Here is a 25,919-nt window from a genome sequence, read left to right as displayed (position 1 = left end):
CTGTGAGTCAAGAGGAAGTGCCAATGAAAATCTACGAATTTGCTGCCGCACCCAATTGCCGTCGTGTGCGCATGTACCTGGCGGAAAAAGGTATCGATATCACCTTCGCCCAGGTAGATATTGCCAAGGGGGAAAACCTCACCCCGGATTTTCGCAGCATGAATGCCACTGCGAAGGTGCCGGTACTGGCGCTGGAGGATGGCACGCACATCGCCGAGTCAGTGGCGATTCAACGCTATTTTGAAGAGCTGCATCCGGAACCACCGTTGTTTGGGCGGGATGCAAGGGAAAAGGCTCTGGTTGAAATGTGGAGCCGCCGCGCCGACTTCAACCTGATGCTTCCTGTCGGAATGTGCTTCCAGCATGTCTCAGGTTTCTTCAAGGACCGCATGAATGTCTACCCGGCATTTGGAGAGGATGCCGGTAAGCGCGCAATGCAATTTATGGCTATCTTGAATGATCACCTTTCCGATCACGAATATCTGGCGGGGGATTATTTTTCTGTAGCAGACATTGGTATGGTCTGCAGTCTGGATTTTGGCAAGGTGCAAAACCTGCGCCCTGATGCCGAAAAACACCCCCACCTGATCCGCTGGCGTGAGCAGCTCAAACAGCGCCCCAGCTTCAGTGCCTGACGGTGGATTTGCGCTAAAATCCGACCGACGGAAGAAAGCCGGAAGACGCACCAGCCTTCAAATAGACCATCGCCCCCACCCATCCCGGGGGGGGCGATTATTCATCTGGAATGTCAATCCCTGGCGGGCAACACCTCTACCGGTCCGATGTCAAGGGCTTCCACTTCCCCCTTTATCTTGTCGAGATCCCCCACAATCACCCAGGTAAACTGCCCGGGAGCGAGGAACTCCTTTGCGGCAGCCGCCACCTGTGCTTGGGTGAGCGCGACAACCCGCTGCGGATACTCGGCAATGTAGTCTTCCGGCAGGCCCTTTTCTACCTGCCAGTTGATGCTGGAAAGCAACTGCCCCTTGGTCTGGAAACGAGCGCTCTGCTTGAGCACCTCATCGTTGCGATAATCCTCCAATTCCCTCTCCGTGATCGGGCGTTTATCCAGGTAGTCCCGGTACTCTTTCACAATCTCCCGGATCGCGGGTGCCGTCTTGTCAGTTTGCACAGGTGCGAACAAAATGTATGGACGCTGGCCTTCCGTATCCAGAGACACTGCACGGGCACCGTATGACCAGTGTTTGTCCTCACGCAGGTTCATATTCACCCGGGAAGTAAATTTTCCCGCGATAGTATTGGCCATCGCATCGAAAGCCTCAGCGCCCTGAGGCTGCCAGGGGGGCATGACCAGACCCGCCATGATGTAACTCTGCTGCGCGCCGGGGCGATCCAGCAAATACACACGCGCTTTGTCAGGACGTGCCACTTTTGCCAATGCCACATTTGGCAATTCTGCTTCGGGTGCTTTCCAGTCGCCCAGAGCATCATTCAGCAGGGGCTCTATCTCCTTTTCTGTCACATCACCGACAATCGTCAGGGTGGCATTATCGGGCCTGACCCAGGTTTTCTGGAACTGCACCAGATCTTTACGGGTAATGGATTGGATCCCCTCCGGGGTACCGGAACCGGTCAAAGGGGAACCGTAGGGGTGACTGGCGCCGAACAATAGTGGTGGCAGCTCCCGCAGTGCCAGCCCCCGCGGCTGGGCCTTTTCCTGCGCGATCCTGTCCAGGCGATTGGACTTGACCCGCTCGAGATCCGATGCCGGAAACTGCGGCTCGGTCACCACTTGCGCAAAAAGCTCCAGAGACGGGGCCAGCTGCGACTTGAGAGCACTCATGCTGATCGTGTTGTAATCCAGCCCGCTGCCCCCGCCGATACTCACGCCCAACTCTTCCGCCCGAGCACTGAAAGCCAGGCTGTCCAGATCACCGGCGCCCTCGCTGAGCATTTGCGCAGCTACAGAGGCCAGTCCGGGCTTGCTGTTGTCCACCGCCGCACCACTGCGAAACTGCAGATTCATCAACACTACCGGCGTATCATGGCGCTCGGCCAGGACTACCTTCAGCCCGTTTTTGAGGGTGAACGCCTGCTGTTGTGGCAACTCCAGTTCGACAGTTTTATCCACCTCAGGTAACTGGCTGCGATCCGCACCCTCACTGTCGGCGGTGTACTGTTTTTGTGGCTCGATAATCAGGGTGTAGGCATCTGCCTTCAACCACTGCTGCGCTACATCCTGTACTTCGGGTGCAGAAACCTGGGCGTATTCCTCGATTCCTTTTAGCAGGGCACCAGGATCGTCATAGTAAAATTCCGCACGGGCCAGGATGTCGCTCTTGCCACCAAAGCCACCGGTTTTTTCCAGACCCTTTACAAGGCCGGCAAACTCCCCTTGCTTGACCCGGCGCAGGTCCTCTGTACTCACACCATTTTTTGCAAACGCACGCAATTCCCTGTTCAACAGCCTTTCGACTTTATCGACCGGCTGCCCGGGCTTTACATCCACAATGATAAAAAGTTGCCCAGCCAGCTGACGCCCGTAGTAGAAGGCGCTCACACTCGTGGCGACTTTCTCATCCCGCACCAGGCGGCGATACAGCAGAGAGTTCTTCCGGTTTGCCAGCAGTGACGTCATCAATTCGAGCGCGTGCTCCTCCTCACTGCCAACCGCCGGTACATTCCAGACCTTGTAAATACGGGTTTGTGGTACCTGGTCGTAGACCACTTCACGCTTATTGACCTGAGCCGGTAATTCCCAGCGCTTGACACGCGGCTGCACCCCTGTGCTGGGTATATCGCCAAAATACTTGCGCACCTTGGCCATGGCTTCATCAACAGTAATATCGCCGGCAATCACCAGGGTTGCATTTGCCGGTTGATAATGATCCGCAAACCACTTTTTCACGTCATCCAGGCTGGCATTGTCTAGATCTGCCATAGAGCCGATGGGTGTCCATGAGTAGGGATGGTTAGCGGGAAAGGTGCTCTTGGCAATGATATCAAAGGCTTTACCATAGGGGGCATTTTCGCCCTGACGTTTCTCGTTTTTTACCACACCGCGCTGTTCATCCAACACATCCTGGGTGATTGCACCCTTGAAGTGGCCCATCCTGTCCGACTCCATCCACAGTGCCATATCCAGAGCACCTTTGGGAACCGTGGCGAAATAATTGGTGCGATCATTGTTGGTGGTGCCATTCATATCCGTGGCACCGGAGCGCTGGAAGGGTTCAAAATATTCGCCCGGATGATTTTCGCTGCCGTTAAACATCAGGTGCTCAAACAGATGGGCAAACCCGGTTTTCCCCTCCGGCTCATCCTTGGAGCCCACCTTGTACCAGATATTGGTGGAAACGACCGGGGCCTTGTGGTCCTCGTGTACGATCACTGTGAGGCCATTGGGCAGCACTTCCCTATGGTAGGGAATGTCCAACTTCGGTGCCGGAACATAGGCCGGATTACCAAAAGCGGCCGCTTTGCTGCGGGCCGCCGCCGTTTCATCCGCGGATAGCGCGTGGGACCTATCGTTAGTGGAATTGCCACAACCGGCGAAACCGGTGGTGGCAATAAGGACACTGATAAACACTGGACGCAGGCCCATAGTTTCACTCCTAATCAATAACAGCGGAGCCAGGGCAATTGCTTACCCCGCCATTGTCTACAAAACCTTCCGCCGATGCAGTGCGCGGCCAGGGTCCCGCTTGGACAAAAAAATGGGCACGGAAGTGCCCAAATACTTACAACACAGAGAGAAGCGATAAGCCTCAGTTGCCCACGGTAAGAAACCGTAGGCTCCTCTGTTGCGCCGGACTGTTCAAACCAAACGGCTTGGTCTGACGACCTGCGGTTACCGGGGATACGCCCCTGTGAGTACTGTAGAGACCCATTATGCCGCTACTGTACCGGATCTGTTCTCGGCATTAGGCAAAGAATGGTGGCCGAAACGCTCCTCGGCGATAAGATCAGCCACGTGTGCCGTGGTTTTACCGGTGTTATCTGCACGCTCAAACACCTCCTGCATGGTATTGCCGATTTCTTCAATATGGGCACGCACTTCGGTGGCGTCGTAATCTCCCTGCTGCTGGTAATAAACATCGATAATACCACCGGCGTTGATCACATAGTCCGGGGCATAGAGAACGCCTTTCTCACGCAGCACCTCGGCGTGACGCTCTTCGGCCAGCTGGTTGTTGGCGGCACCGGCGACAGCTCCCACTTTCAAGCGGGCGATGGTGTCATCATCCAGAATGGCTCCCATGGCACAGGGCGCGAACAAATCCACATCCAGATCGAAGATCTCCTCAGCGGTTACGGCAATGGCACCCAGCTCTTTGACCGAGCGATCGATATTGTCTTGGAAAATATCCGTAACGAAGAGTTCCGCGCCGGCCTCTTTCAACAGCTTGCCCAGGCGGAACCCCACATTGCCCATTCCCTGGATAGAAACTTTGAGACCGTTCAAGTCGGTTTTTCCCCAGCGGTGCTGTGCGGCGGCCTTGAGGCCCACAAATACGCCATAAGCAGTGGAAGGCGACGGGTCACCACCGTATTCCGAGCCCGCGAACAGACCGGATACATACTCTGTGGTCTCGCCGATAACCCGCATATCGGCAACGCTGGTGCCGGAATCCTCCGCGGTGATGTAACGCCCGCTGAGTGTGTTGATGAACTCACCCATAGCGCGCAGTAGCTCGGGCGTCTTATCCTGACGGGGATCGCCGATAATCACCGATTTTCCACCCCCGAGTCTCAAACCAGCCATGGCAGACTTATAGGTCATTCCACGGGAGAGGCGCAGCACATCATTGAGCGCCTCGCCGTCATCCACATAGGGCCACATACGGCAGCCTCCCAGTGAAGGCCCTAAATTCGTATTGTGGACCGCGATGATTGCCTTGAGACCGCTCTTGGCATCCTGATAAAACGCCACCTGTTCGTGTTTATCATAAGCGGAATGGGAAAAAACACTCATTAACTGTTCCTCTCCGGAAGGCCGATTCTAGCGCTGGGGAACAACCACAGCCTTATCATTTTTTTGAGGGGTAAGATTATATCCTGCTTCACCAGATAAAGTTTGCATATTTTGCACAAAACGGCAAAACAATAGCGAAAACTTCATATATATCGTTATTACTTAGGACGGTTTTCTTAAAGGAACACAATGGACCAAGTGGTCAAAAAACCTCCTGCGCGAGCCAGCGCCCCTGGCAACCAACGCAAGGCTTTCGCCTTGGGCAGGATCCCGTTATACGGCGTCAACTGGGTCTGGTAGAATCCGCGCCCAAATCGAACCCCAGGGATATACTCGATGCTCAACGCCGACGCTCTGAAACAGCTTTCACAGCTGAAAACCGATATTCGCTCCAGCAAGGAATTTGCCGAAGGCCAGGTACGCGGCAGCAACGGTAAGTTCGGTTTTGTTGTGCTGGTGGATGGGCGGGAGGCCTTCCTGCCACCCAATGAGATGGAACGTGTTTTCCCCGGTGATCGGGTTCGTGTCAGCCTGACAGAAGGACCCAAGGGCAAGCTCAGCGCGGAACTGGATGTCCTGCTTGAGAGTGAACTTGACTACCTTGTCGGCCAATATATCCAGCGTGGCCAGGGACACTTTATCCAGCCCACCCAGCATTCCCTCACCCGCTGGATCTTTCTCCCCCCCAAGGCCCGCGGCAAAGCCCAACCCGGAGACTTTATCGCTTGCAGGGTCAACCGCCACCCCTTCAAGGACGGGCGCGCCCAGGCCAGGGTGACGTCCGTTATCGGCAAACCCGAGATGCCCGGTATTGAGCACGCCTACACAATTGCCCAGTACCAGCTGCCAGAGCAATTCGGCCCCGCGGCACAGAAACAGTCGGAAACCCTTGCCGGGCAATTGGCGTCTGTGATTGCCGAGCGCACGGACCTCTCCGAACTGGGCTTTGTCACCATTGATGCGGAAAGCACTCAGGATATGGACGATGCCCTTGCCGTTACCCCTCGGGAGGATGGTTGGACTCTGCATACCGCTATTGCCGATCCCAGTAGTGTAATCGGCCAAGACAGCCCGCTGGATAAGGAAGCCTTCAAGCGCGCCCACAGCCTATACCTGCCCGGCGAAACCCTGCCCATGTTGCCACATAATCTGTGCGAGGATCTCGTCTCCTTGATTCCCGGAGAGCTGCGCCCGGTACTGGTTGTGCATATTGATATCAACCGTGATGGCAGTATCAGTGGGAGCCACTATGAATTTGCCGCGATCCGCTCCCAGTACAAACTAAGCTATACACAAGTCAGCGGTTTTTTGGAGGGTGATGACACCGCAGTGCCCGAAGCGCAAAGAGAGAGCTTGCGCAATCTGGCCGCAACCTATAAGGCCCGCGCCACTTATCGCTCCACCCATTCTCTGGCCATGGAGGATCGCCCGGAGTATGAGATCTGGCTCGACAGCCAGCGCAAAATTGCGCGTATCGAAAGGCAGGAGCGCAATATTGCCCAGCGCATAGTCGAAGAGGCCATGCTCGCCACCAATATCAGTATCGGCGCCAAACTAGCGGAACGACAGCAGGGCTGCTTTTCTGTGCACCTGGGTTTCCGCAAAGAACGTATGGGGGAGGTAAAAAGTCTCCTCAAAGCCCTTTTGCCAGAATATGCCGAGAAAGACCTGGGCCAACTGGAGCACTACCTGGCTTTGGTGAAGCACCTGGAAAGTCAGGATGATTCGCAATTGCTGAACCTCCTGGCCGTGCTGAAGCGCATGCTGCGCCCCGGCCTGCTCGATAACAAGGTCGGCGCACACCTGGGTTTAGGACTCCCCGCCTATGCCACAGTAACCTCCCCCATTCGCAAGTACAACGATCTGTATAATCACCGCGTACTGCATGCGGCTATTCAACAGGGTAACACCCCAGACCTCAACGACGTGCATATTGAGGCTCTGCAGAACAGCCTAGTTCGCGGCCGCCAGGCCAGGCGCGCCCTGGAGCAGTGGCTGTATGCCCAGTTTATGCAGGATAAAATCGGTAACACCTACGCCGGCAAAATCACTCTGGTGACTGGCGCCGGCCTCGGGGTACGCATTGATCAATTTGGCATCGATGGATTTGTGCGCATGAATGGGGACAAAAAGAACCTTCCGACTTTCGACGGCAAGCATCTAACCCTCACGCACAATGAGCAAAGTTTCCAACTGGAACAAGCGGTTGTGGTCAAGGTGTCCTCTGTGAATGTGGACAAGCGCCGCATTGCTTTCGAACTGGTTCTGGAGAATGTGCAAGCCAACAGCGCCGCAAAAAAATAACCAGGGCAAAGCCGCCCTGGAGAGCCCGGTCACTGTCGGGCTCTCCCCTGCTGTGATGAGCCTGATACGGGTTACTCTCTTGGCACAGGCCGTTGACATTTCGGCAAGTCAGTACCATTGCGCCGGTGTTTCTGGATAGCCACTTATCGTCATTTACACTACCCGCTGATTTGCAAACTGCAATAACATCGCCACAGCACTGGCTGGAACAGGCAATCTATCAAAACGATCGAGGTCACCCATGAATCCTATTGTTGCACTGACCCCCACCCCTCTGTGGAAACACTTCGCCGCACTGTGTGAGATTCCCCGCCCTTCCAAACATGAAGAGCGGGTAGTGGAGTACGCCCTCAGTTTTGCCAGAGCCCGCAATCTGAAGGCGCAGTTGGATACAGCCGGCAATGTGATTATCAAGAAGCCCGCGACACCGGGTATGGAAGATCGCCAGACCCTGGCCCTGCAGAGCCATTTGGATATGGTGCCGCAGAAAAATGCCAGCACAGTACACAATTTCCTTACCGACCCCATCAGACCCTACGTGGATGGCGATTGGGTCACCGCCAAAGGCACTACTCTCGGTGCCGACAATGGCATAGGCGTCGCCGCCATCCTCGCCCTTTTGGAGTCCACCGACATCCCCCACCCCGCCCTGGAGGCACTGCTCACTATTGATGAAGAGGCGGGCATGACCGGTGCCAAAAACCTGCAGCCGGGCAACTTCGAGGCGGATCTGCTCCTGAACCTGGATACCGAGGATGAAGGGGAACTCTATATCGGCTGCGCCGGGGGCGTGGATGTAAATGCCATTCTCCCTTACTCCCGGGACCCTATAGCGGTGGGTAGCCAGGTCTTTACACTCTCTGTGCGCGGCCTGCGCGGCGGGCACTCGGGCCTGGACATTGATAAGGGGCGCGGCAACGCCAACAAGATTGCCAACCGTATTATTGACACGGCTCTGAGCAAAATCCCCGAGCTGCGCATTGCCGCGCTGGATGGCGGCAGCCTGCGCAACGCCATTCCCCGCGAATCCTTTTGCACCCTTGTGATTCCAGCCGGGACTCGGGACAAACTGCAACAGAGTATCGACAGCGAAAGTGCACGTCTCTCGCAGGAGTTTGACAACGAAGCGGACCTCACAATCACACTGGAGCCCACAGAAGCACCCGGCAGTACCATGGATGCCGCAAGCCAGCTGAAACTGATTCGCGCCATTCGTTGCTGCCCCAATGGCGTGGCGCGCATGAGCACTAAGTTGACAGGAGTTGCCGACACTTCCAATAACCTGGCCCGCGTTGTCACGGCTGAGAAGGACGGCAAACCACAGGTGCAGATCCAATGCCTGGTGCGCAGCCTGTCTGACACAGCCCGCGACCAACACAGTCTGGACGTTGCCGCCTGCTTCGAACTGGCCGGCGCTACAACCAGGCTGGACAATGCCTACCCTGGCTGGGCCCCAAACCCCAGTTCACCCCTACTGGCACTGATGAGAGACGTTTATACAGAGATGACCGGAGCAGAGCCTGAAGTCAAAGTGATCCACGCTGGTCTGGAGTGCGGTCTTTTGGCAAAACCCTACCCCAACTGGGACATGGTTTCCTTCGGCCCCACCATCCGCCGCGCACACTCCCCCGAAGAGCGGGTGCATATCCACAGCGTTGCCAATTTCTGGGATTACTTGATCAAGGTGGTACAGGCAGTCCCTGGCCGCAACTAGCCTGCCGGCGGTGGAGATAGCCTCGGGCGATCAAGGGAAGAATGCCAAACCGGCACAGAAACTATCCGGCAGTCAATCAAAAGTTCCCATTGGACCGTTTACCACCCAACAGGAATTCGAGACCGTGTGAGCAAAGTGATCTGCTCACACGGCGCGGGATATCAAAAACTATACGTCAGACCCAGGTAGGCGCGGCGACCGGAATAGTAGGAACCATACACCCGATTCTTTTCCCCCCAGTAACGGTCCACCTTTTCCTCGGTCAGGTTGATAATTGAAGCGGAGAGCACAAGGGAGTCCATCAGGCTATAGGAAGCGTTCACATCCACCTGATCGTACTCATCGGTAAAGGTATTGATACCGTTATGGAAACCATCTGCATAGGCGCTGCGATAGTTATAGGAGGCCCGTACACTGAAGTCATTGGTCTCATAGTACACCGACAAGTTGTACTGGTCTTTGGAGGTACCCGCAATCTCTGTTTTGGATTTAATGCCTTCGATATCAATCACTGCCAACTCTGTATCCGTATAGGTGTAGTTGGCAAGCACCCCAAAGCCGTTATCAAAGGCATACTGCGCAAACAGTTCCGCCCCGCGGGCAGTGGCATCGGTACCGTTGAGGGGCATATTCATGGCCACCTCCACAGTTTCACCTTTAATTTCCCTGCTGACTATGGAACTGCCGTTGATCACGAAAGAGGCGATGTCCTTCTGAAACAGAGTTAATCCTATTGCCGAGGCATCATCGAAATACCACTCCAGTCCCAGATCAAGCTGATCCGCACTGTAAGGCTCCAATTCGGCGTTACCGGCATATCCGGTCCTCGGACCCGGCGATGGCAGATCCGGATTATTCGGATCGGGTAATGGAGCGTGGATCGTTTCAGAGCCGCCCAGGTCGGAGTAGTCCACCCGCGCGATAACCCGCGCAAGGGCTGCACGCATGACCAGTTGATCGGAAATATCCCAGGCAATATTGGCACTCGGCAGTATATCGGTGTTGCTGCTATCGCGAACATTGGGCTCGTCCTGTAGCTCCCCCTCAATATTATCAAAAGTACGCGCATACTGCTGGGTCTGTACGGCGCGAATACCAAAGTTACCGCGCAAAACGGCCGAGGCGAAATTCTGTTGTACATAGGCCGCAGTAACCTCTTCGCCAATGCGATACACCTGGTTCGTCTCAATAAGAACCGTAGGATCGCCGTAAGTCTCATCGAGAAAGGCCTTCAGCTTTTCAAACTTAAGGTAGGCAAAGCCGGGCACATTGACGCCACCAATAATATTGTCGAGCGGACCACCCGAAAGAATATCGATGGTATCCGGCACGCCACTGGGATCCGTGTGGAAGGAGTCATCCGGCCACCAAGGATAACAGGCTCCGTCGACACCACCCCAATTGATGGTCGGGCAAGGCGGCTTGTCATCGTCCCAGGACTGCCTGGTAATCCGCCGGTTAATTTCATGATCGCGGTATTTCAGTCCCAGATCCAGGGCGCTGAACCAGCCATAATCCATATCGATGGATACATCCATCTGGTAGTAGCGCTCCTGATCCTCACTACTGGCCCAGTGAGAAGAGAACCAGTCGTACAGGGGATAGGTATTGGGGTCGCCCAGATCGGCACTGGTAACAATCTCCGCAGTGCCACTGCTGAGATCCCAGCTCCAATCAGTCACGGTACCATAGCGTGCGTTCACCGACGCAAACAGCTTCTCAGAGGGTCCCCCTTCGGCGCTGGTATGCCCTGCAACCAGACGCAGGCTATAACCATCCCCCTGGTAACTGACGTTGAAATCCAGGGTATCGGAAGTGTATTCCGCACGGGTATAGTCGCCGGCTACCTGTGGTGACTGCAATTCCGCCTGGCCTCTGTCCAGCATGCCGATACCGAGCAAGGTATCGCCATCCTCATCAAATTTGAGGCTGCCAGGGGCAATGGCATTACCATAGTTCCACTCAGGAAATACGATGCGATAATTTTCCGAATTGCCCCCCAGTTCAAAGCGGAAATAATTGAAACCGAATTCCAACTGCTCCACCGGGCGCCACTGGGCACTGAACTGCATTCCCTCGCGGGTGCGATCCTCCTCAAAAACACTCCCCACCACGGCCCTGGGGGCATAAAAATCCCGGTATTCATTACCGTCGATATCCACCATGGGACCTCTGGCCTCTGTGCCCTCCCGCGGTGCTTCATCACCCTGCCAACCCCAGTTTTCTACCGAGGTGCTGATAACACGATTCTGGCGATCCTGCCTGGAATAGCCAAACAACACACCAACCGTCTCCGCCTCATTTTTCCAGGAGTAAAAACCCGTGAACTGGGGTTCGTACTTACCGGTGACATCCGCATGTGTGGTCTCCACAGACACCCTGCCCTCACCCGCATCCAGATCCAGGGGCCTGCGGGTATGCAAAACCACAGTACCTCCGATTCCCCCTTCATCCAGTTTTGCCTCGGGACTTTTGTAGACATCCGCGCGGGAAATCATCGCCGACGGCAACAGCGTATAGGAAAAAGAGCGTGACGGATCATCACCCGGTGTAGCGATATAATTACCGTTGAGTTGGGTGAAGGTAAGTTCCGGCGCAGTGCCGCGAATACTGACCCGCGCGCCCTCACCGCCACTGCGCACGATGGAAACCCCGGGCACCCGTTGCAGGGCGTCCGCCACGTTTTTATCAGGAAATTTGCCGATATCCACAGCGGTAATTGAATCCACAACCGCGCTGGAAAATCGCTTCACATTGAGGTTTTTCTCCATGCTCTGGCGAATACCCAGCACGACAACTTCCTCAAGAGCCGGGCTCTGTGTTACTTCCTCCTCCGCGCTCTGCGCCTGTGTTATACCGACAATACTGCACAGCACCAGCACACTGGCGGATGTACGCAATAATTTCACTTGACGGTTTGCTGTTAAGGATTTCTCTTTCATTGCTTAATGCCTCTTTTATTATTGTGCGGGCCTTCCGCTCACCCTCTCGACCCGGCATGCTTGATACCAAGCTATCGGAATAGGCCCCGGTTGCCGGTCTACCTGTCCCTGGTTTACGATTTTTTAAATGGCTACCCACTTTCCTGCAGGTTGACGCCATAGGGGATCATCAGCTATCCAGGCCGAGTTGCTTTAGTACCTCGGGCGGTGCTCCGGGGAAGCTGGCCATGGGCCTGTTGCCCACATAACCGATATCCGCCATACCTTCCTCAGTGGTGTAGAAAGCGGTTGCCGTGAGAACCCTGACCTTGGCAAAGAAACGCGCACCAGCCAAAAACTCCGGCTTTGCGGTGCGGGTCCACTTGATGTCTTCACAGATCGCGGTTTTTTGAGGTTCACTCAATTCGATAAAAGGCGCGTTGAACCTGCGCCTGGACTCTCCATCCAACCAGACAACGCCGCCACGCACGGTGACAAGATCCGCTTTGTGGTTGGCGTAAGGCGCACTGACATATTCGTTGATATAGTTCTGTGCCCCCACAGAGGAAGCACTTGGGGAAACTGCATCTGCCGGGATAATCACATCGCACAAAGCCGCCAGTACCGCCAGCTCGCCCGCATCCAGCTGCATCTCCCAGGGCACCTTTGGATTGAGCAGATCCGGGTCCGTAGGGGTTCCCCTGGCCAGGGTTTGCTTTGGCGCATCGAGTTTTTTCTCTACGGATTTTGCCGTTGATCTGTCTTCCCTTACTACACTCTCCTTCGCGATCTTCTCCGAACAGCCAATCACCGGAACTGCAGCGGCGGTGGTCGCAATCAAACGCAGGGCTTTGCGGCGGCCCAGGTTGGTTTTTTCCTCGCTCATATCAGATGTTCCTCTTCTTGAACTGGTCCACGATGTAGTCACAGGTACGCCAGGCCAGCGCCATAATGGTCAGGGTTGGATTTTTATCGGCATTGGAAACAAAGGGGGCGCCGTCGGTAATAAAGAGGTTGGGAACCTCCCAGGACTGGCAGTAAGGATTGAGCACAGAGTCCCTCGCATTGGAACCCATGCGCGCGGTGCCCACCTCATGGATGATCGCACCACCGTTGATAATCGCCTTGGCACCGTCTGTATGCACGGTGGAGGTCACCTTGCCTCCCATGCCTTTGATAATTTCAGCAAAGGTTTTGTGCATGTGCGCTGCCTGGTTCAGCTCCTGCGCACTCCACTGCCAGTGGAATTTCAGCACCGGGATACCCCACTGGTCCACCTGGTCTGTATCAATCTCGCAATAGCTGTCATCGTTGGGGATCATCTCCCCACGACCATCGAACCAGACAAAGGAGCCGTAGTAGCGTCGGCAGGCTTGCTTGAAGTCCCTGCCAAAAGCGCCGGCAGTAAAGTCCCCCATGCCGCCGAAAGCGCCGGCACCCGGCATACTGCGACCACCGCCAAATTCAATGTGGTAACCCCGGGCAAAATCCAGGTCTCCACGCAGCTGCTCCCGGTACAGCCACCAAGGCATATACATATGCATCGCCGAGGCACCGTCCTCGTTATGGGCGGACAGGTTTTCCAATGCGGGAATCTGTCCACCCACACCGGCACCCACGGTATCCATCAGGTATTTGCCCACGACACCACTACCGTTGGCGAGGCCGTCGGGGAACAGTGTACTTTTTGAATTGAGGAGAATACGTGAGGTCTCGGCGGCACTGGCCGCAACCACAACGGCACGGGCACTGGCGAACTTTTCCTGGCGGGTGTTTTTATCGACATAGACAACCCCATTGGCATTGCCTTGCTTATCGACGGTAACCTCACGCACCATGGCATCGGTAATCATATCCAGATTTCCAGTGGCCAGTGCCGGCGGCAGCAGCACAGTGGTCGACTGGAAATTTGCCTTGATCGAACAGCCGCGTCCGCAGGGCGTGGCCCAAAAACAGGCTGCGCGGGACTGCATGGATGCCCGGGTTACCTCCTGAGCGAGCTTGTTGTCCGGGAAGAGTTTCTGCGGGATAGTTTCGTGATCAAGTTGCTCGCTAAGGATCGCGAGATGTGCCGGAATCACAGGGATGCCCAGCTTGTCACAGGCTTGCTTGGCCAGCAGTTCGTAGGCTCGGGGTTTCGGCGGCGGCAGCAAAATCCCTTCGGGGGAATTCGGGGTGTTCTCCAACCCCTCATTGGAACCGTAGACACCGATCAGCATCTCGGTCTTGTCATAGTAAGGCGCCAGGTCGTCATAACCGATAGGCCAGTCAAAGCCGAGTCCGTCCCGGGAATAGGGTTTGAAGTCGTACTTGCCCATACGCAGTGAAATGCGCCCCCAGTGGTTGGTACGCCCTCCCAGCATACGGGCGCGCCACCAGTCAAAACGCCTGCCCCGTTTTCCGGATGCCTGGGTATAGGGCTCACCGGGTACTGTCCAGCCGCCGTCCACGGTCGCATCATAAAACCCGAAAGGCTTATCCGGAGTACCACCGCCACGCAGCGGTGCATCCTTGGGCAGATTGAACATGGGGGTTTCCTTAACCGGGTCGTAGGATCGTCCCGCTTCCAGCATCAGCACCTTGAGCCCGGCGGTTGCCAACACGTAGGCGGCCATGCCCCCTCCCGCCCCGGAGCCCACAATCAATGCGTCGTACTGCTTCTTTTCAAAATCCTCACTCGGCATAGCAACCTCCTCATTCATCAATTATTTTTTATTTATTTGTAATTTTTTTTTTGGTTTGCGGTGCAAAAACTGTAACCGGTTACATCTTTAGAGAAATTTTTATCTATTTTTTTCAAACAAACAGTGCCCGATGCCTCCCCTTCGGTCACTAGAAGGCAGCACAAAAGCGGCAGATATGCAGTCGTACAATTTATTGAACACGATTTTGGTTGTTTTTTCATATTGTAACCGGTTACATCAGTAATAAATAAAATTTAGTTAAAGCGCATTGCCTCACAAGGACCTCCCCGGGACAGTAAACACCGGGCAGCAAGTGGCACCAGCGGACAATGGGAAGATCGGCAATTGCCGGATCTCCACGGCAAAAATCCCATGGATCAAAGTCGGCGGATTTTGATCTTTCGATACCAGACTTTATCACCGTGGTCCTGCAGGGCAATATGGCCTTTTTTGCTGCGCGCAAACTCGGGATAATTGGAAAACTTGCTTCTGGCGAAGCGTGCTTTCCAGTCGATTGACCAGAGCCGGTAACTCACGATTCTGGTGCCGTTGAGCCAGTGCTCAACCTGGCCATCCTGTAATCGAATGCGTGTTTTGTTGTACTGTCCTGCAGGTTTCGCTTTTGCAGCACTCGGCGCATACAGATCAAACACAGCGCCGGCGCTGTGGCTGGGTTTTTCCAGGTTGGGGAAAGCGCTATTGTCGAGGATCTGATACTCCATGCCACTCATCCACACAGGTGCATCACCACTGGCAACGCGGTAAATAATACCGCTGTTACCCCCTGGGGAGATTTTCCACTCCAGCGTCAAATCAAAGTCGGCGAACTGCTCTGTCGTTATCAGGTCCCCCGCCCCTCCGGCAGTGAGCACCAGATTGCCATCGATCACCTGCCATGCCTCACCGGCCCGTGTGCCGTTGACCCCGGTCCAACCCCGGAGTGTCTCGCCGTCGAACAGATCGCGCCACTCTGCACCCGCTTGCCCGGCGGCGATCTTTCCTGTGCGCTCACACCCAACGGAAGCCATCAGCAGTGGGATGACCAGCATCATCAACTGACCGGCACGGGTTTTTATCAATCTTCTCATCGCTATACTCTCCACACTATGGGGATTTTGTGCTCCACCGACGCGGAACCAGTCGGACCATACTGACCTCAAGCATCCTGATATGGGCCTGTGCTTTCCCGCAGCACCAGATTAAAAGGCAGTATGGTGCGGCTGGATTTCAACGGCTTTCCATCAATCATCAGGCGCAGGGTTTCCATGGCGTAACGCCCCAATACCTCCGCAGGTTGATCGATGGTGGTCAGGGGAGGATCGGTGAACTGCGAGAATTCGATGTTATCGAATCCGGCAATAGACACATCCCCCGGAACCGTCATTCCCATCCTCTTGACCTGGTGAATAGCCCCAATCGCCATTTCATCATTCATGCAAAAAATCGCTGTCGGTGCTGGTGTGTCTGAGAGCAGCGCCTTGGCGCACCGTTGTCCGGATGGCATGGTAAATTCCCCTTCTATCACCCGCTCTGAGCCAAGCTGCAGCCCGCGCTTTTCCAACGCCTCGCGAAATCCCGCCAATCGGTCGCGCACAATCGGGCTTGCCACGGGCCCGGTAATCACCCCGATACGCCTGTGCCCCAGTGCCAACAGGTGTTGTGCAATGGCCTGTGCTGCGCCGTGATTGTCCAGCTCAACCACCGGGTAACGGTCATCCTCGGCGATGCGCTCACAGGCATTGACCATGGGCACAGATGCCGCCAGGGTGGCGTCCTTATCGGCAAATGGATAACTGCTGTCCAGTTGGATAAGTCCGTCGGCCTGGTTGGTCAACGCCATACCCGCATAAAACTGTTCGTTGACCGACTGTCCTTTTGTATCACCCAACAGTACCGAATAGCCCTGATCCTGGGCGGCCTTTTCAATACCCCGGATCACCCTGGAGAAAAAAGGGTTGGCAATATTGGGCACCAGCACCATCACCGCAAACGATTTTCCGGAGCTGAAATTCCTGGCCAGAAGATTGGGCCTGTAACCGGCCTCGTCCACCGCCTTCAGCACCCGTGCCCTGGTTTGCGGGGAAACCACTTGCGGGTCCTTCAATGTCCGGGACACAGTGGCCACCGATACCCCGGAACGCCGGGCAACTTCGCGAATGTTCGACATAGATACCTGTATATTTTCAGTAAAAGTCAGTTTATCCGGGCCGGGCGTTACGATTGCCCCCCCGCCGGAGGGGTCGCCGAATCACCGGCCGCATCCTCCTCAGCGCGGATTCTGTACTTGCGATCCCAGAACCAGATAAACCCAAAAATCGGTAACAAAAACAGTGGCACCACCGCCAGTGACTGGAAGGATTGCACCGAGGCAGTCACCAGCACCGCATCGAGCTCGGCGCCACGTAACTGCTCGAAAGCCTCCATGCCACCGGCAGCCTCTATTTTTGTGCGGTCAAAGATCGCTCCCAACTGCGGCAATACAAATTGTATGGACAAACCGCCGGCAAAGCCCAGCAGCCCGAGAAACAGCGCACCGCCGCGCATAAAGCGCTCGGATACCGTGGCCAGCATCGTAGGCCACATATAACAGACACCGATTCCCCAGACGGTGGCCGCCAAAAATGCACTTAGCGGGCTGCGTGCCAGACTCAGGCTATACAGCCCCAGCGCCGCAAGCAGGCTGCTTGCCCAGAGCAGCCCTACGGGGGAAAGCCACTTCGCCAGATGCCCGGCAAAATGCCGCATCACAAACATCAGCATGCTCACATACACCAGGATCAGGATGCCTTTCATTCCCACAACCCGCGAGAGGGTCAGATCCACCCACTGACCGGGCGCCAGCTCTGTTGCCGCTGTCAGCCACATACATAGCCACAGCAGAATAAACATGGGCTGCTTGAAGACCTCCTTGAACATCTCCTCATAGCTGACCCCGGAGGACACCCGCTCCGTAACCGGGAAATCCGTTGTCACCACCAGCCAGGCCATGGCCAGCGCTGGCAGTGCCAGTACCGCCAGGTTCAGCTGCCAGGGCAATTCCAGTGCCGAGATTACCAGCCCCACCAGACCGCCCACCACGATGCCCGCCGGCCACCAGGCATGCAGGACATTCAAACGGTGGGTTTTGTTGTCCGGGTCAATGGCGGCGACCATTGGATTGCTGGCCGCTTCCACTGCCCCCCAACCGAGCCCGGTCAACAGCAAGCCCGCCAGCACCAGATTTTCCACACCGGCGATGGGAGGTGTCAGGGAGGCAATAATAATCAGCAGACTGCCGAGCACATAGCCCGTTGCGGAGAGCAGCAACATCCGCTTGATACCCACAAGGTCCACCAGGGCACTGCCAAACAACAGCGTGAGGGCAAAGCCGGTGAAAGTGAAGCCGAGGGCCTCACCTACCATGGTGGTGGAGTTGGCGAGATCAATCTGGTCGTAAATATCCGATTGCAGGTCCCCCGCAATGGACGCCCTGACGGCGAACCCCAGCCCAATCATAAAAATAGAAAGGTTGCCTACCAGAAAAAGGTTTCTGCTCAGTGGTGGTGACGGTGGGTTCATTGATCCAGTCTCCGTGCCCGTTATTTTTATAAACTGTACAATGCATGATTCGCGGCAGTGGGAAGTCCCTACTGAAGGCCGAGTATCCTGCGATTGCGCGCACTGTCGAATTCTGCTCCGGCGAAATCGTCAAAGGCGCTGTCTGCTAAGGTAATCAGATGATCGCGGATAAAAGGTGCACCTTCGCGGGCCCCTTGCTGTTGATCCTTGATACAGCACTCCCACTCCAAAACCGCCCACCGGTCAAACCCGTACTGGGTCAACTTGCTGAAGATTCCACGAAAATCCACTTGGCCATCGCCGAGGGAGCGAAAGCGGCCGGGACGTTCTATCCAGGAGGCGTAACCACCATAGACGCCAGCCCTGCCACTGGGGCGGAATTCCGCATCCTTTACATGGAAAGCCTTAATGCGCTCGTGGTAGAAGTCGATAAAGGCGAGGTAATCCATCTGCTGCAACAGCAGGTGGCTGGGGTCGTAGAGAATGTTGGCCCTGGGGTGGTGGTCAACTGCCTCCAGAAAACGCTCAAATGTCAGCCCATCGTGCAAGTCTTCGCCGGGATGCAGTTCATAACAAACATCGACTCCGGCGCGATCAAAAGCCTCCAGTATCGGTCTCCACAGGCGGGCCAGCTCGCGAAAGCCCTCCTCCACCAGCATCGCGGGGCGCTGGGGCCAGGGGTAGACAGTGTGCCAGAGCAGTGCTCCGGAAAAAGTCGCATGGGATTTGAGCTTCAGGTTCGCACTGGCTTGCGCGGCGCTCACCAGCTGCGAATGCGCCCACTGTGCACGGTCCTGCAGATTACCGCGGACCCCGGCGGGGGCAAAAATGTCCAGCATGTCGCTATAGGCCGGGTGTGCCGCTACCAGTTGCCCCTGCAAGTGGGTGGAGAGTTCGGTAATCTCCACGCCCGCACCATGGCAGACCCCCAGAATATCGTCGCAGTAGGCTTGACTGCTGGCGGCCAACTCCAACTCGAAAATACGCTTATCCCAAGTGGGAATCTGTATACCTTTATAACCCAGGTCTGCCGCCCAGGCCGCCATTGATGCAAGTGAAACCGGTGCGCCGTCTGTGGGCAGGAACTGGGCGAGAAATATGCCCGGCCCCTGGATACTCGGTGCCTTCATTGATTTGATCCTTTTACTGCTCTAGCATTTGGCAACGGTTACCGATAGCATGCTGCCCCCCTGGTTCCAGTAGGGTGTTAGGGGCACCCAGGCGGATTGGCCACTGCTTTCAATAGCACCGCGCACAAACGCCATGCCGCGCACACCCGCTGCAATATCTCCCACGGCATGCACATTCTCTATGCAGCGGCCATCCCGCTTGCACCGAACCATTGCGGCAAAGTCCCGGTAAAGATTGGCGAAGGCTTCGATGTAGCCCTCCGGATGCCCCCTTGGCGTTCTCAGCCGTGCGCGGACCTTTTCAGCCAGGTAGGCACTATCGACGCCAGCCCGATACACTGCGTCAGCCTGCCCGCGGCGCTTTACCTGCAACCGGTCCGGGGTTTCCTGCTCCCAGAAAAGAGAGCCCAGTTCACAGTGGACACTGATATTCAGATTGTTGCCCTCGCCCCCACACACCTGGCTTGCTGTCAGGGTGCCGCGGGCACCATTCTCCAGTTTGAACAGCGCCGCACCATCATCATCCAGGTGCCGGCCGGCAACTGCCGTTTGCAGATCCGCACAGACCGCAGTTATCCACTGGCCGGTTATGTATTCAACCAGGTGGTGGGCATGGGTGCCGATATCGGCAAAACAACCGCTCTCCCCGGAACATCGGGGATCGGTGCGCCAGTTCGCCTGCTTACTGCCGTGCGTATCACCCGGTTGTGCCAGCCAGCCCTGAGCGTAGGTAACACCGACGCGGCGGACAGGCCCCAGCATATTGGACTGCACCATCTCCCGCGCCTGCATCACCAGGGGATAGGCGGCGTAAGTGTGGGTCAGCCCATACAGGCACCCGGATGCCTCAACCACTTTTTTGAGTTCGAGCACTTCTTCCAGTGTGCAGGCAGCCGGCTTATCGGAAAGTACATGAAAGCCCGCTTCAAGAGCGGCAACAGACACCGGCAGGTGCCAGTGATTGGGCGTGACCACAGCGACAAATTCCATGCGCCCGCCGTTACTGCGTGCAGACTCTGTGCGGATCATCTGCTGGTAATCCGAGTAGACCCGGTCTGCCGGCAGCCCGAACTTTTCACCGCTGCTACGAGCCCGCCCGGGGTCTCTGCTGAAGCAGCCGGCTACCAGTTCAACCTCGCCATCGAGCGCAGCGGCCATACGGTGAATCGGGCCGATAAAGCCCCCTTCACCACCGCCAACCATCCCCATTCTTACTTTTCTGTCCATACATCTGCCCGTGGCGAAACACCGCTTCTGTGCGGCCTGCACCTTTGTATATTTTGTTATTGCTGTTGCGGGCTTACCGCAGTCACTATAAATGTAACCGGTTACATTTAGGATGAACAATACGCTACTTTGATAAAAATGCAATACTCACTGAGCATATTGACGCATTTTTCTTCTTTTGTGGTTGAAATAGCACCCACCGGCTCGCCGGCTGGTGAACAAGCGTTAAGGAACCAGGGATCTGCAACCCGGTAGCCTGCCTGTGCGGGTACTACAGGTACGAGGCAAGCCTTGGATATCACTCGCCGCGGTGCAAAAAGCCGTTCGCACTGCCAATACGCCAGGGTGGAAGCTCCCTGACAGGACTGATATCGCCAGGTTTCATCAGGCAGCGTCGAATTCTGGCCGTAAGCCCACGGTAATAGTTAACAATGGTGTTTTAAAAGTAGAGGTCTCTGTTGGCCTCAGTGCATCAATTTAACCACCAATATTTCTCTTAGCGCTTCTGAAGTATGCCTGTTTGCAAAACCACATCATCGAAAAGCCAGTCTGTCGAAGTGGCACGAGCCCACAAAACAGCCGGGATATTCGGGGTGATTCCGTGTTTTAAACAGGTTTTTATACAGAGTGCCCAGCGGGCCGGGAGAAAAATGCCATCGCTGACACCGGTTGTTGTTCTAAGCATGTCCTTTGGTTTGACCTTTCAAACCCCGGACAATGTGCCAGACACACTTCAGCGCAGCGATTGGCGACTACAATGCAAACTGGGTTGCACACCTTGATACCTGTGACATGACGACCCGATATAAAGCCCCAACAGACAAAAACGGCTTCATTCAGGATCAACGCATATGGTAACAGTCCTCTTCGCGCCCGCCACACAGAGGGGTTGGCTTAAAGAGCTACCCGCCAGAAAACCTCCGAGAGACAGGTTGCCCGAGGCACAACACTGCCCCAATAGGCAAGCCTCTGATCCCAGCAAGAAGGCAGGCCATGCGGACTGGGCGGCAGAGTTGCGGTGGGTATTGCTATGCTGCGGCCTCCTTGCCTCACTCTCAACAACACCTGCTCTCGGGGAGGAAACACCGCCTGTCAATGGTTCAAGCCCGGTGATTTTACTCGATCCAATGGGGATCGAGAAATTCATCCACGAGCTCCCGCGCCCCATCGAGATCCGGCACGAAGGCTCTGCTCCGGTCGAGCTGTCCGTCCGCTCCGGACCCGTTTGGATGGGCCTGCGCGATAGAGACGGCGAGCGTCTGATGACAACCGTGTGGGGCTTTGAGTACGCCGGACAACTCCACTCCCCCGGCCCCACCTTTCGGGCACGCACGGACCGGCCAATTGCGGTGCAGTGGCTCAATGAACTGTCGGGCCCCCACCTTTTTCCCGTCGACCGCTCCATTCATCTCGCCAGTACCAAGGATCCGGATGCGGTGCCCATTGTGATCCACCTGCATGGTGGCCACAGCGAGTGGGAAAGTGACGGAAATCCACTCGCATGGTACACCCGGGGATATATAGAAACGGGTCCATTGTTCAAGAAAAAAACCTATCACTATGATAATTCCCAGGATGCCGCGACGATTTGGTACCACGACCACACGCTGGGTATGACCCGCCTTAGCAACTATGCCGGGCTTTTCGGTTTTTATCTTATCGGCGATAAAAATGAGGACCGGCTGATCCGCGAGAAATTGTTGCCCGGCGAGCATCGCACAATTGCTGTCGCGATCGCAGACCGCCTATTTACCCAAGAGGGACAACTCTATTTTCCGGGGCGGCGTGGCCAGCCTTCGTCACCGGTTCTACACCGGGCCGTGGAGGACAACTGGCCAGACCCCTCACACCTGGATGAGTTTTTCGGCAATGTAATGGTTGTCAACGGCATGGTCTGGCCAAAGGTCAGCGTCTCCCCGCACGTCTATCGGCTGCGCCTGTTAAACGCTGCCGATACGCGCACGCTTGTACTCAAAATCGACGGCGATATCCCGTTTCTACAGATCGGCAGCGACGGTGGATTTCTCGACCGCCCTGTCCGGCTGTCTGAACTGGTGTTGGCCCCCGCGGAGCGCGCGGATGTGCTTTTGGACTTCAGCCAGTATTCGGGTCGCAAGCTTATAATGCGCAACTTCGGGCCCGACGTCCCCTTCAAAGGATTTGTCGAGGCGCAGGACCCCGAACACTCCCTCGCACTGGTGTATAACCGTGGCGGTAACCGTGTGTTGAGCGACGGTCGCGGCGGCACCACCCCGCCAACCGATCCGCAGACAAGCGGCCAGGTGCTGCAATTTGAAGTCATGCCGACCACTGGATCTGCCACCAATGCCAGGGATGAGCCACGGGCATTGGTGGGGGACCTTAAGCTCAAGGCCGACACCCCCCTGCGTCCGCCGCTCCACAGATTGACCGAAGCCCAGGCAAGCCGCTCGCGGCAGCTGGCCACTTTCCGCCTGGATGACCCCTACGGTCGCAACCTCCTGCTGCTCGGCACCCTGCGCGACGGTTCTCTGTTCTTCGGAGACCCTGCGACGGAGATTGTTGCGCACAACGCAGTTGAAATTTGGGAAATCTACAATCCCACCAGGTCTGCACACCCCATCCATATTCACCTGGTCGAGTTTCAGGTGCTCGATCGCCAACCCTTCAAGGGCAAGCTGATTCCAAAGTCCCAGCCATTCTTGCATACCGACAAGTCTTTCCAGGGTGCTCGGCTGAAAATCGAGGCGCTTACCGGGGAACTACTTCCGCCGCGGGCCGAGGAGCGCGGCCCCAAGGACACGGTTATAGCCCTACCGGGCCAGGTCACCCGGGTCATCGCCCACTTTGATCGAGAGGGCATCTATGTCTGGCACTGCCACCTGCTCTCCCACGAGGACTACGATATGATGCGCCCCTTCGAGGTGCGGGCATCAGCGTCGTCGAAAATGCCCTAGTGCCAGGCGCTCACATGACCGCTGTTACTCGATCGAGCCTCTTAAAAAAATCCCCAAACCCTATTGTCGATTCTGCCCCTGGAATCATGAAACATGCATGTGATAGCGATAAGTTACTGCAATGACAATAAAGAACATTGTGATTCCCGCCAGGGATCATTGCGATCAGCACCAGAGTGTTTTCTCGAGTCCATAGGCAAACCCTTAGCTACTATAAAGACACCCGTACAACATTGAACAAAGGCGAAATATCCAGCTGAAAAATTGGTAAGGAGGGGGACCTATGCTATTGTGGTGCTGTGGTAGGTATCGGCCGGTTTCAGGCAAAAGAATCCTGCACAGGACACCCCACAGAAAAAAAATGTACCAAATCTTTGGGGAGGCATTCAAGCCCGTGCAGGTTAGGAACTCTCACCATCTTTGACGGGTATCGGTGATAATCAATTTGCCTGTCTCTGATCGATCATTGTCATCATTGTGTAAAACCCCTGACATCACCAGGATCATTTCAGTCATACCTGCACAGATATCCAAAGGGAATGTTGGGGATCAATTTTTTTAACATCAGGGAAGATTACAAGATGCTAAAACACCTTAAAACCCCGTGGCTTGGCTGTGCCCTTGCAATAAGCTTCTGCCTCACCACCACTGCTCAAGCAGCACTTGCCAGCGATGACATTCTCGTGACTGACCCAGCTACACTCGAAGCAATGGGGTTTGCGCGGGATGCAGACAACGTCTACATGGCGCCAGGCATTGCACTGAGGGACAGTTTGGATTCAGGTCCATCACCAGCTGTTGACCCCGATATCCAGGCCATGCTGTTTCCATCTGGAAGCACAGATTATTCACCGGTTTCACCGAAGGAGTTCATCGGCCGGGTCGATACTACCGGTTCGCAATGGCTCTACTCGGCTGGAAACGGGGTTGAGCTCAGCCGTCTCGGTACAGAGCGCTTCGCCGACGCGCAAGTTGAGGATCTGCCTAACGGCGGCGTATTACAGTTTCTCAGGTGGTGGTGGTCCGACAATGACCCCAATTCGATGATGGCGGTATTTCTTTTCGAAATATGTCAGCCTGACTTCGCCGGCGGAGCCATCACGTTCACAACAGTCGCCACCGATACAAGCCTTGACAACCCCAATGGGTCCGCAGCAATCAGCACGGCAGCACGGCCAATCGACACCCAAAGCTGTTATTACCTGGCACGTATCCGCTTTGATGCCGCAACCAATCTTTTGAGGCTGCAAAAGGTCCGGCTTCAGTTCACCCACCCCTAACCTATCCTCCTGTGGTGGAGCCCGCCCTCTAAGGGCTCCACTTCGGGCCCACAGAGAAAAACACCCATAACCCCAGCTATCTATTTTTTATTGATTGCACATCTCTTCCCGCAGTTCGCGGTATTATTCCTGCTTCGGGGTATCTGCGGGTAACGGATCACCTCAGAAAATACCAAAAATACACTTTAGTCAAAGGAAGTATCCATGTATTCCAATCATCCCAAGATAGTGCTGGCACTGCTCTTTCTTCTGACGCTCCTGGTCAGTAGTTGCACACAGCTGGCACCCAGATACGATGCTGAACTCTATTCTGATCTCACCGAAGTCAATGTCGAGTTGATGCAGTTTTTCTCTTCAGTGGCCCATGGCACCAATAAGAACACCTATACAGAGAGAAATGGGAACTATCATGCACTGATTGGCAGGATTGAAGCACTGGCCATGCAGTCAAACACCCGCCCTGTCCCCAATCGGGATACCCTAAAAAAGATTAATCACTATCTGGATGCAACACAGGCGAATATCCTCTTTGAGGAACAGCCGCCCAGTGTCACTTGTCTGCAGAGGATTTCAACCAGCCTGAGTAGAATGCGCGAGGAGGACGAAGACAAGGGGCTGCACGCCGGTGCGGTTGCACTGTTTAAGAATGAGGTGTTGATCTCCATGGACCAGGCACTCACCTACGAATCGTTTTTACATCGCTGAGGACTTCAACATGTCACTTGACGTTAACCAACTGATCTCCAATATTAAAGATACAGCTTCCACCATTATCGCCCACGACATCACTGAAATTCGCGGTTTCTCAGAGCGCCAATTGTCGGCCCTGGCTCTGCAGGCTCAGTTGATTACCAAAGCCATTCTGAACAGAGAAATCAACGAAGACTTACGGGACTATTTTCTGGACTCTCTGGAGGACATGGCCCTGAATTTTGCCAAGACCCTGCGTGGCCTGCTCGCTGTGACTATCGAGAAAGTTTGGAATGCGATCGTCGGTGTTCTTTGGAGCGCCATAGAGGCCTGCACAGGGATATCCCTCAAGGTAGCCAATTAACAACTCCCTGTTGCCGGGGCTGACCAGAGCCAGCCCTGGATACCAACTTCCTGCCAGGTTGCCGGCTCTCAAAACGGGTTTGTCTCGACCCCGTGTACTTGCGCCGATCTTGCTTTCCTATCATGCCAATCCTTTAAAACGTCCGCTTTCCTAGTGGCAATGGCCTGTGTTCGCA

Annotated in this window: 16 protein-coding genes and 2 pseudogenes; 7 read left to right on the top strand and 11 right to left on the bottom strand. The window is 55.5% G+C overall.

The window, feature by feature from the left end:
* Positions 1–23: 23 nt before the first annotated feature.
* Entirely contained in the window at positions 24–635 is a 612-nt protein-coding gene (locus M8T91_RS08715; protein ID WP_301418791.1) for a glutathione S-transferase family protein, read from the top strand.
* Between the two features lie 113 nt (positions 636–748).
* Here the strand turns inward: M8T91_RS08715 and M8T91_RS08710 are convergent, their stop codons facing one another.
* Both M8T91_RS08710 and M8T91_RS08705 read right to left on the bottom strand, forming a co-directional pair.
* On the bottom strand, positions 749–3,565 hold the full coding sequence (locus M8T91_RS08710) for a M16 family metallopeptidase (protein WP_301418790.1): 2,817 nt from the start codon (positions 3,563–3,565) through the stop codon (positions 749–751).
* 285 nt (positions 3,566–3,850) lie between these two features.
* Positions 3,851–4,936 carry a Glu/Leu/Phe/Val dehydrogenase dimerization domain-containing protein gene (locus M8T91_RS08705; RefSeq protein WP_301418789.1) on the bottom strand — a complete coding sequence of 362 codons (1,086 nt, stop codon included), beginning with the start codon at positions 4,934–4,936 and terminating at the stop codon, positions 3,851–3,853.
* A 336-nt stretch (positions 4,937–5,272) separates the two neighbouring features.
* Here M8T91_RS08705 and M8T91_RS08700 point away from each other — a divergent pair, with 336 nt between their 5' ends.
* On the top strand, positions 5,273–7,240 hold the full coding sequence (locus tag M8T91_RS08700; protein ID WP_301418788.1) for a VacB/RNase II family 3'-5' exoribonuclease: 1,968 nt from the start codon (positions 5,273–5,275) through the stop codon (positions 7,238–7,240).
* A gap of 241 nt (positions 7,241–7,481) precedes the next feature.
* Entirely contained in the window at positions 7,482–8,954 is a 1,473-nt protein-coding gene (locus tag M8T91_RS08695) for an aminoacyl-histidine dipeptidase (RefSeq protein WP_301418787.1), read from the top strand.
* 161 nt (positions 8,955–9,115) lie between these two features.
* Here M8T91_RS08695 and M8T91_RS08690 read toward each other — a convergent pair whose 3' ends face one another.
* The 9 genes and pseudogenes from M8T91_RS08690 to M8T91_RS08655 form a co-directional block, all read right to left on the bottom strand.
* Positions 9,116–11,896 (bottom strand): TonB-dependent receptor, encoded by a 2,781-nt coding sequence (locus tag M8T91_RS08690; protein WP_301418785.1) that lies wholly within the window; start codon positions 11,894–11,896, stop codon positions 9,116–9,118.
* Between the two features lie 169 nt (positions 11,897–12,065).
* Positions 12,066–12,761 (bottom strand): gluconate 2-dehydrogenase subunit 3 family protein, encoded by a 696-nt coding sequence (locus M8T91_RS08685; RefSeq protein WP_301418784.1) that lies wholly within the window; start codon positions 12,759–12,761, stop codon positions 12,066–12,068.
* Between the two features lies 1 nt (position 12,762).
* Positions 12,763–13,119: pseudogene (locus M8T91_RS19015) on the bottom strand (GMC oxidoreductase); the annotation flags it as partial.
* 504 nt (positions 13,120–13,623) lie between these two features.
* Positions 13,624–13,848: pseudogene (locus M8T91_RS19010) on the bottom strand (GMC family oxidoreductase); the annotation flags it as partial.
* 1,088 nt (positions 13,849–14,936) lie between these two features.
* Positions 14,937–15,647: a 3-keto-disaccharide hydrolase gene (locus M8T91_RS08675; protein WP_301418782.1), complete on the bottom strand. Its 711-nt coding sequence runs from the start codon at positions 15,645–15,647 to the stop codon at positions 14,937–14,939.
* 68 nt (positions 15,648–15,715) lie between these two features.
* Positions 15,716–16,726 (bottom strand): LacI family DNA-binding transcriptional regulator, encoded by a 1,011-nt coding sequence (locus tag M8T91_RS08670; protein WP_301418780.1) that lies wholly within the window; start codon positions 16,724–16,726, stop codon positions 15,716–15,718.
* Between the two features lie 47 nt (positions 16,727–16,773).
* Positions 16,774–18,117 (bottom strand): MFS transporter, encoded by a 1,344-nt coding sequence (locus tag M8T91_RS08665; RefSeq protein WP_301418778.1) that lies wholly within the window; start codon positions 18,115–18,117, stop codon positions 16,774–16,776.
* Between the two features lie 68 nt (positions 18,118–18,185).
* Complete coding sequence (locus M8T91_RS08660; protein ID WP_301418776.1) at positions 18,186–19,247, bottom strand: sugar phosphate isomerase/epimerase family protein; 1,062 nt, start codon at positions 19,245–19,247, stop codon at positions 18,186–18,188.
* Positions 19,248–19,268: 21 nt separating this feature from the next.
* Positions 19,269–20,474, bottom strand: coding sequence for a Gfo/Idh/MocA family protein (locus M8T91_RS08655; RefSeq protein WP_301418774.1), 1,206 nt, complete (start codon positions 20,472–20,474; stop codon positions 19,269–19,271).
* A 932-nt stretch (positions 20,475–21,406) separates the two neighbouring features.
* Here M8T91_RS08655 and M8T91_RS08650 point away from each other — a divergent pair.
* The 4 genes from M8T91_RS08650 (at position 21,407) to M8T91_RS08635 (ending at position 25,744) form a co-directional block, all read left to right on the top strand.
* Complete coding sequence (locus M8T91_RS08650; RefSeq protein WP_301418772.1) at positions 21,407–23,410, top strand: multicopper oxidase family protein; 2,004 nt, start codon at positions 21,407–21,409, stop codon at positions 23,408–23,410.
* 539 nt (positions 23,411–23,949) lie between these two features.
* Positions 23,950–24,690, top strand: coding sequence for a hypothetical protein (locus M8T91_RS08645; RefSeq protein ID WP_301418770.1), 741 nt, complete (start codon positions 23,950–23,952; stop codon positions 24,688–24,690).
* A gap of 204 nt (positions 24,691–24,894) precedes the next feature.
* Positions 24,895–25,395, top strand: coding sequence for a hypothetical protein (locus M8T91_RS08640; RefSeq protein ID WP_301418768.1), 501 nt, complete (start codon positions 24,895–24,897; stop codon positions 25,393–25,395).
* A 10-nt stretch (positions 25,396–25,405) separates the two neighbouring features.
* Complete coding sequence (locus M8T91_RS08635; RefSeq protein ID WP_301418766.1) at positions 25,406–25,744, top strand: hypothetical protein; 339 nt, start codon at positions 25,406–25,408, stop codon at positions 25,742–25,744.
* Positions 25,745–25,919 lie beyond the last annotated feature (175 nt).

This window comes from Microbulbifer sp. MI-G, assembly GCF_030440425.1.
GTDB lineage: Bacteria > Pseudomonadota > Gammaproteobacteria > Pseudomonadales > Cellvibrionaceae > Microbulbifer > Microbulbifer spongiae.
Note: the sequence above shows the minus strand (reverse complement) of the source record. Positions and strands in the feature narration are given on the sequence as shown.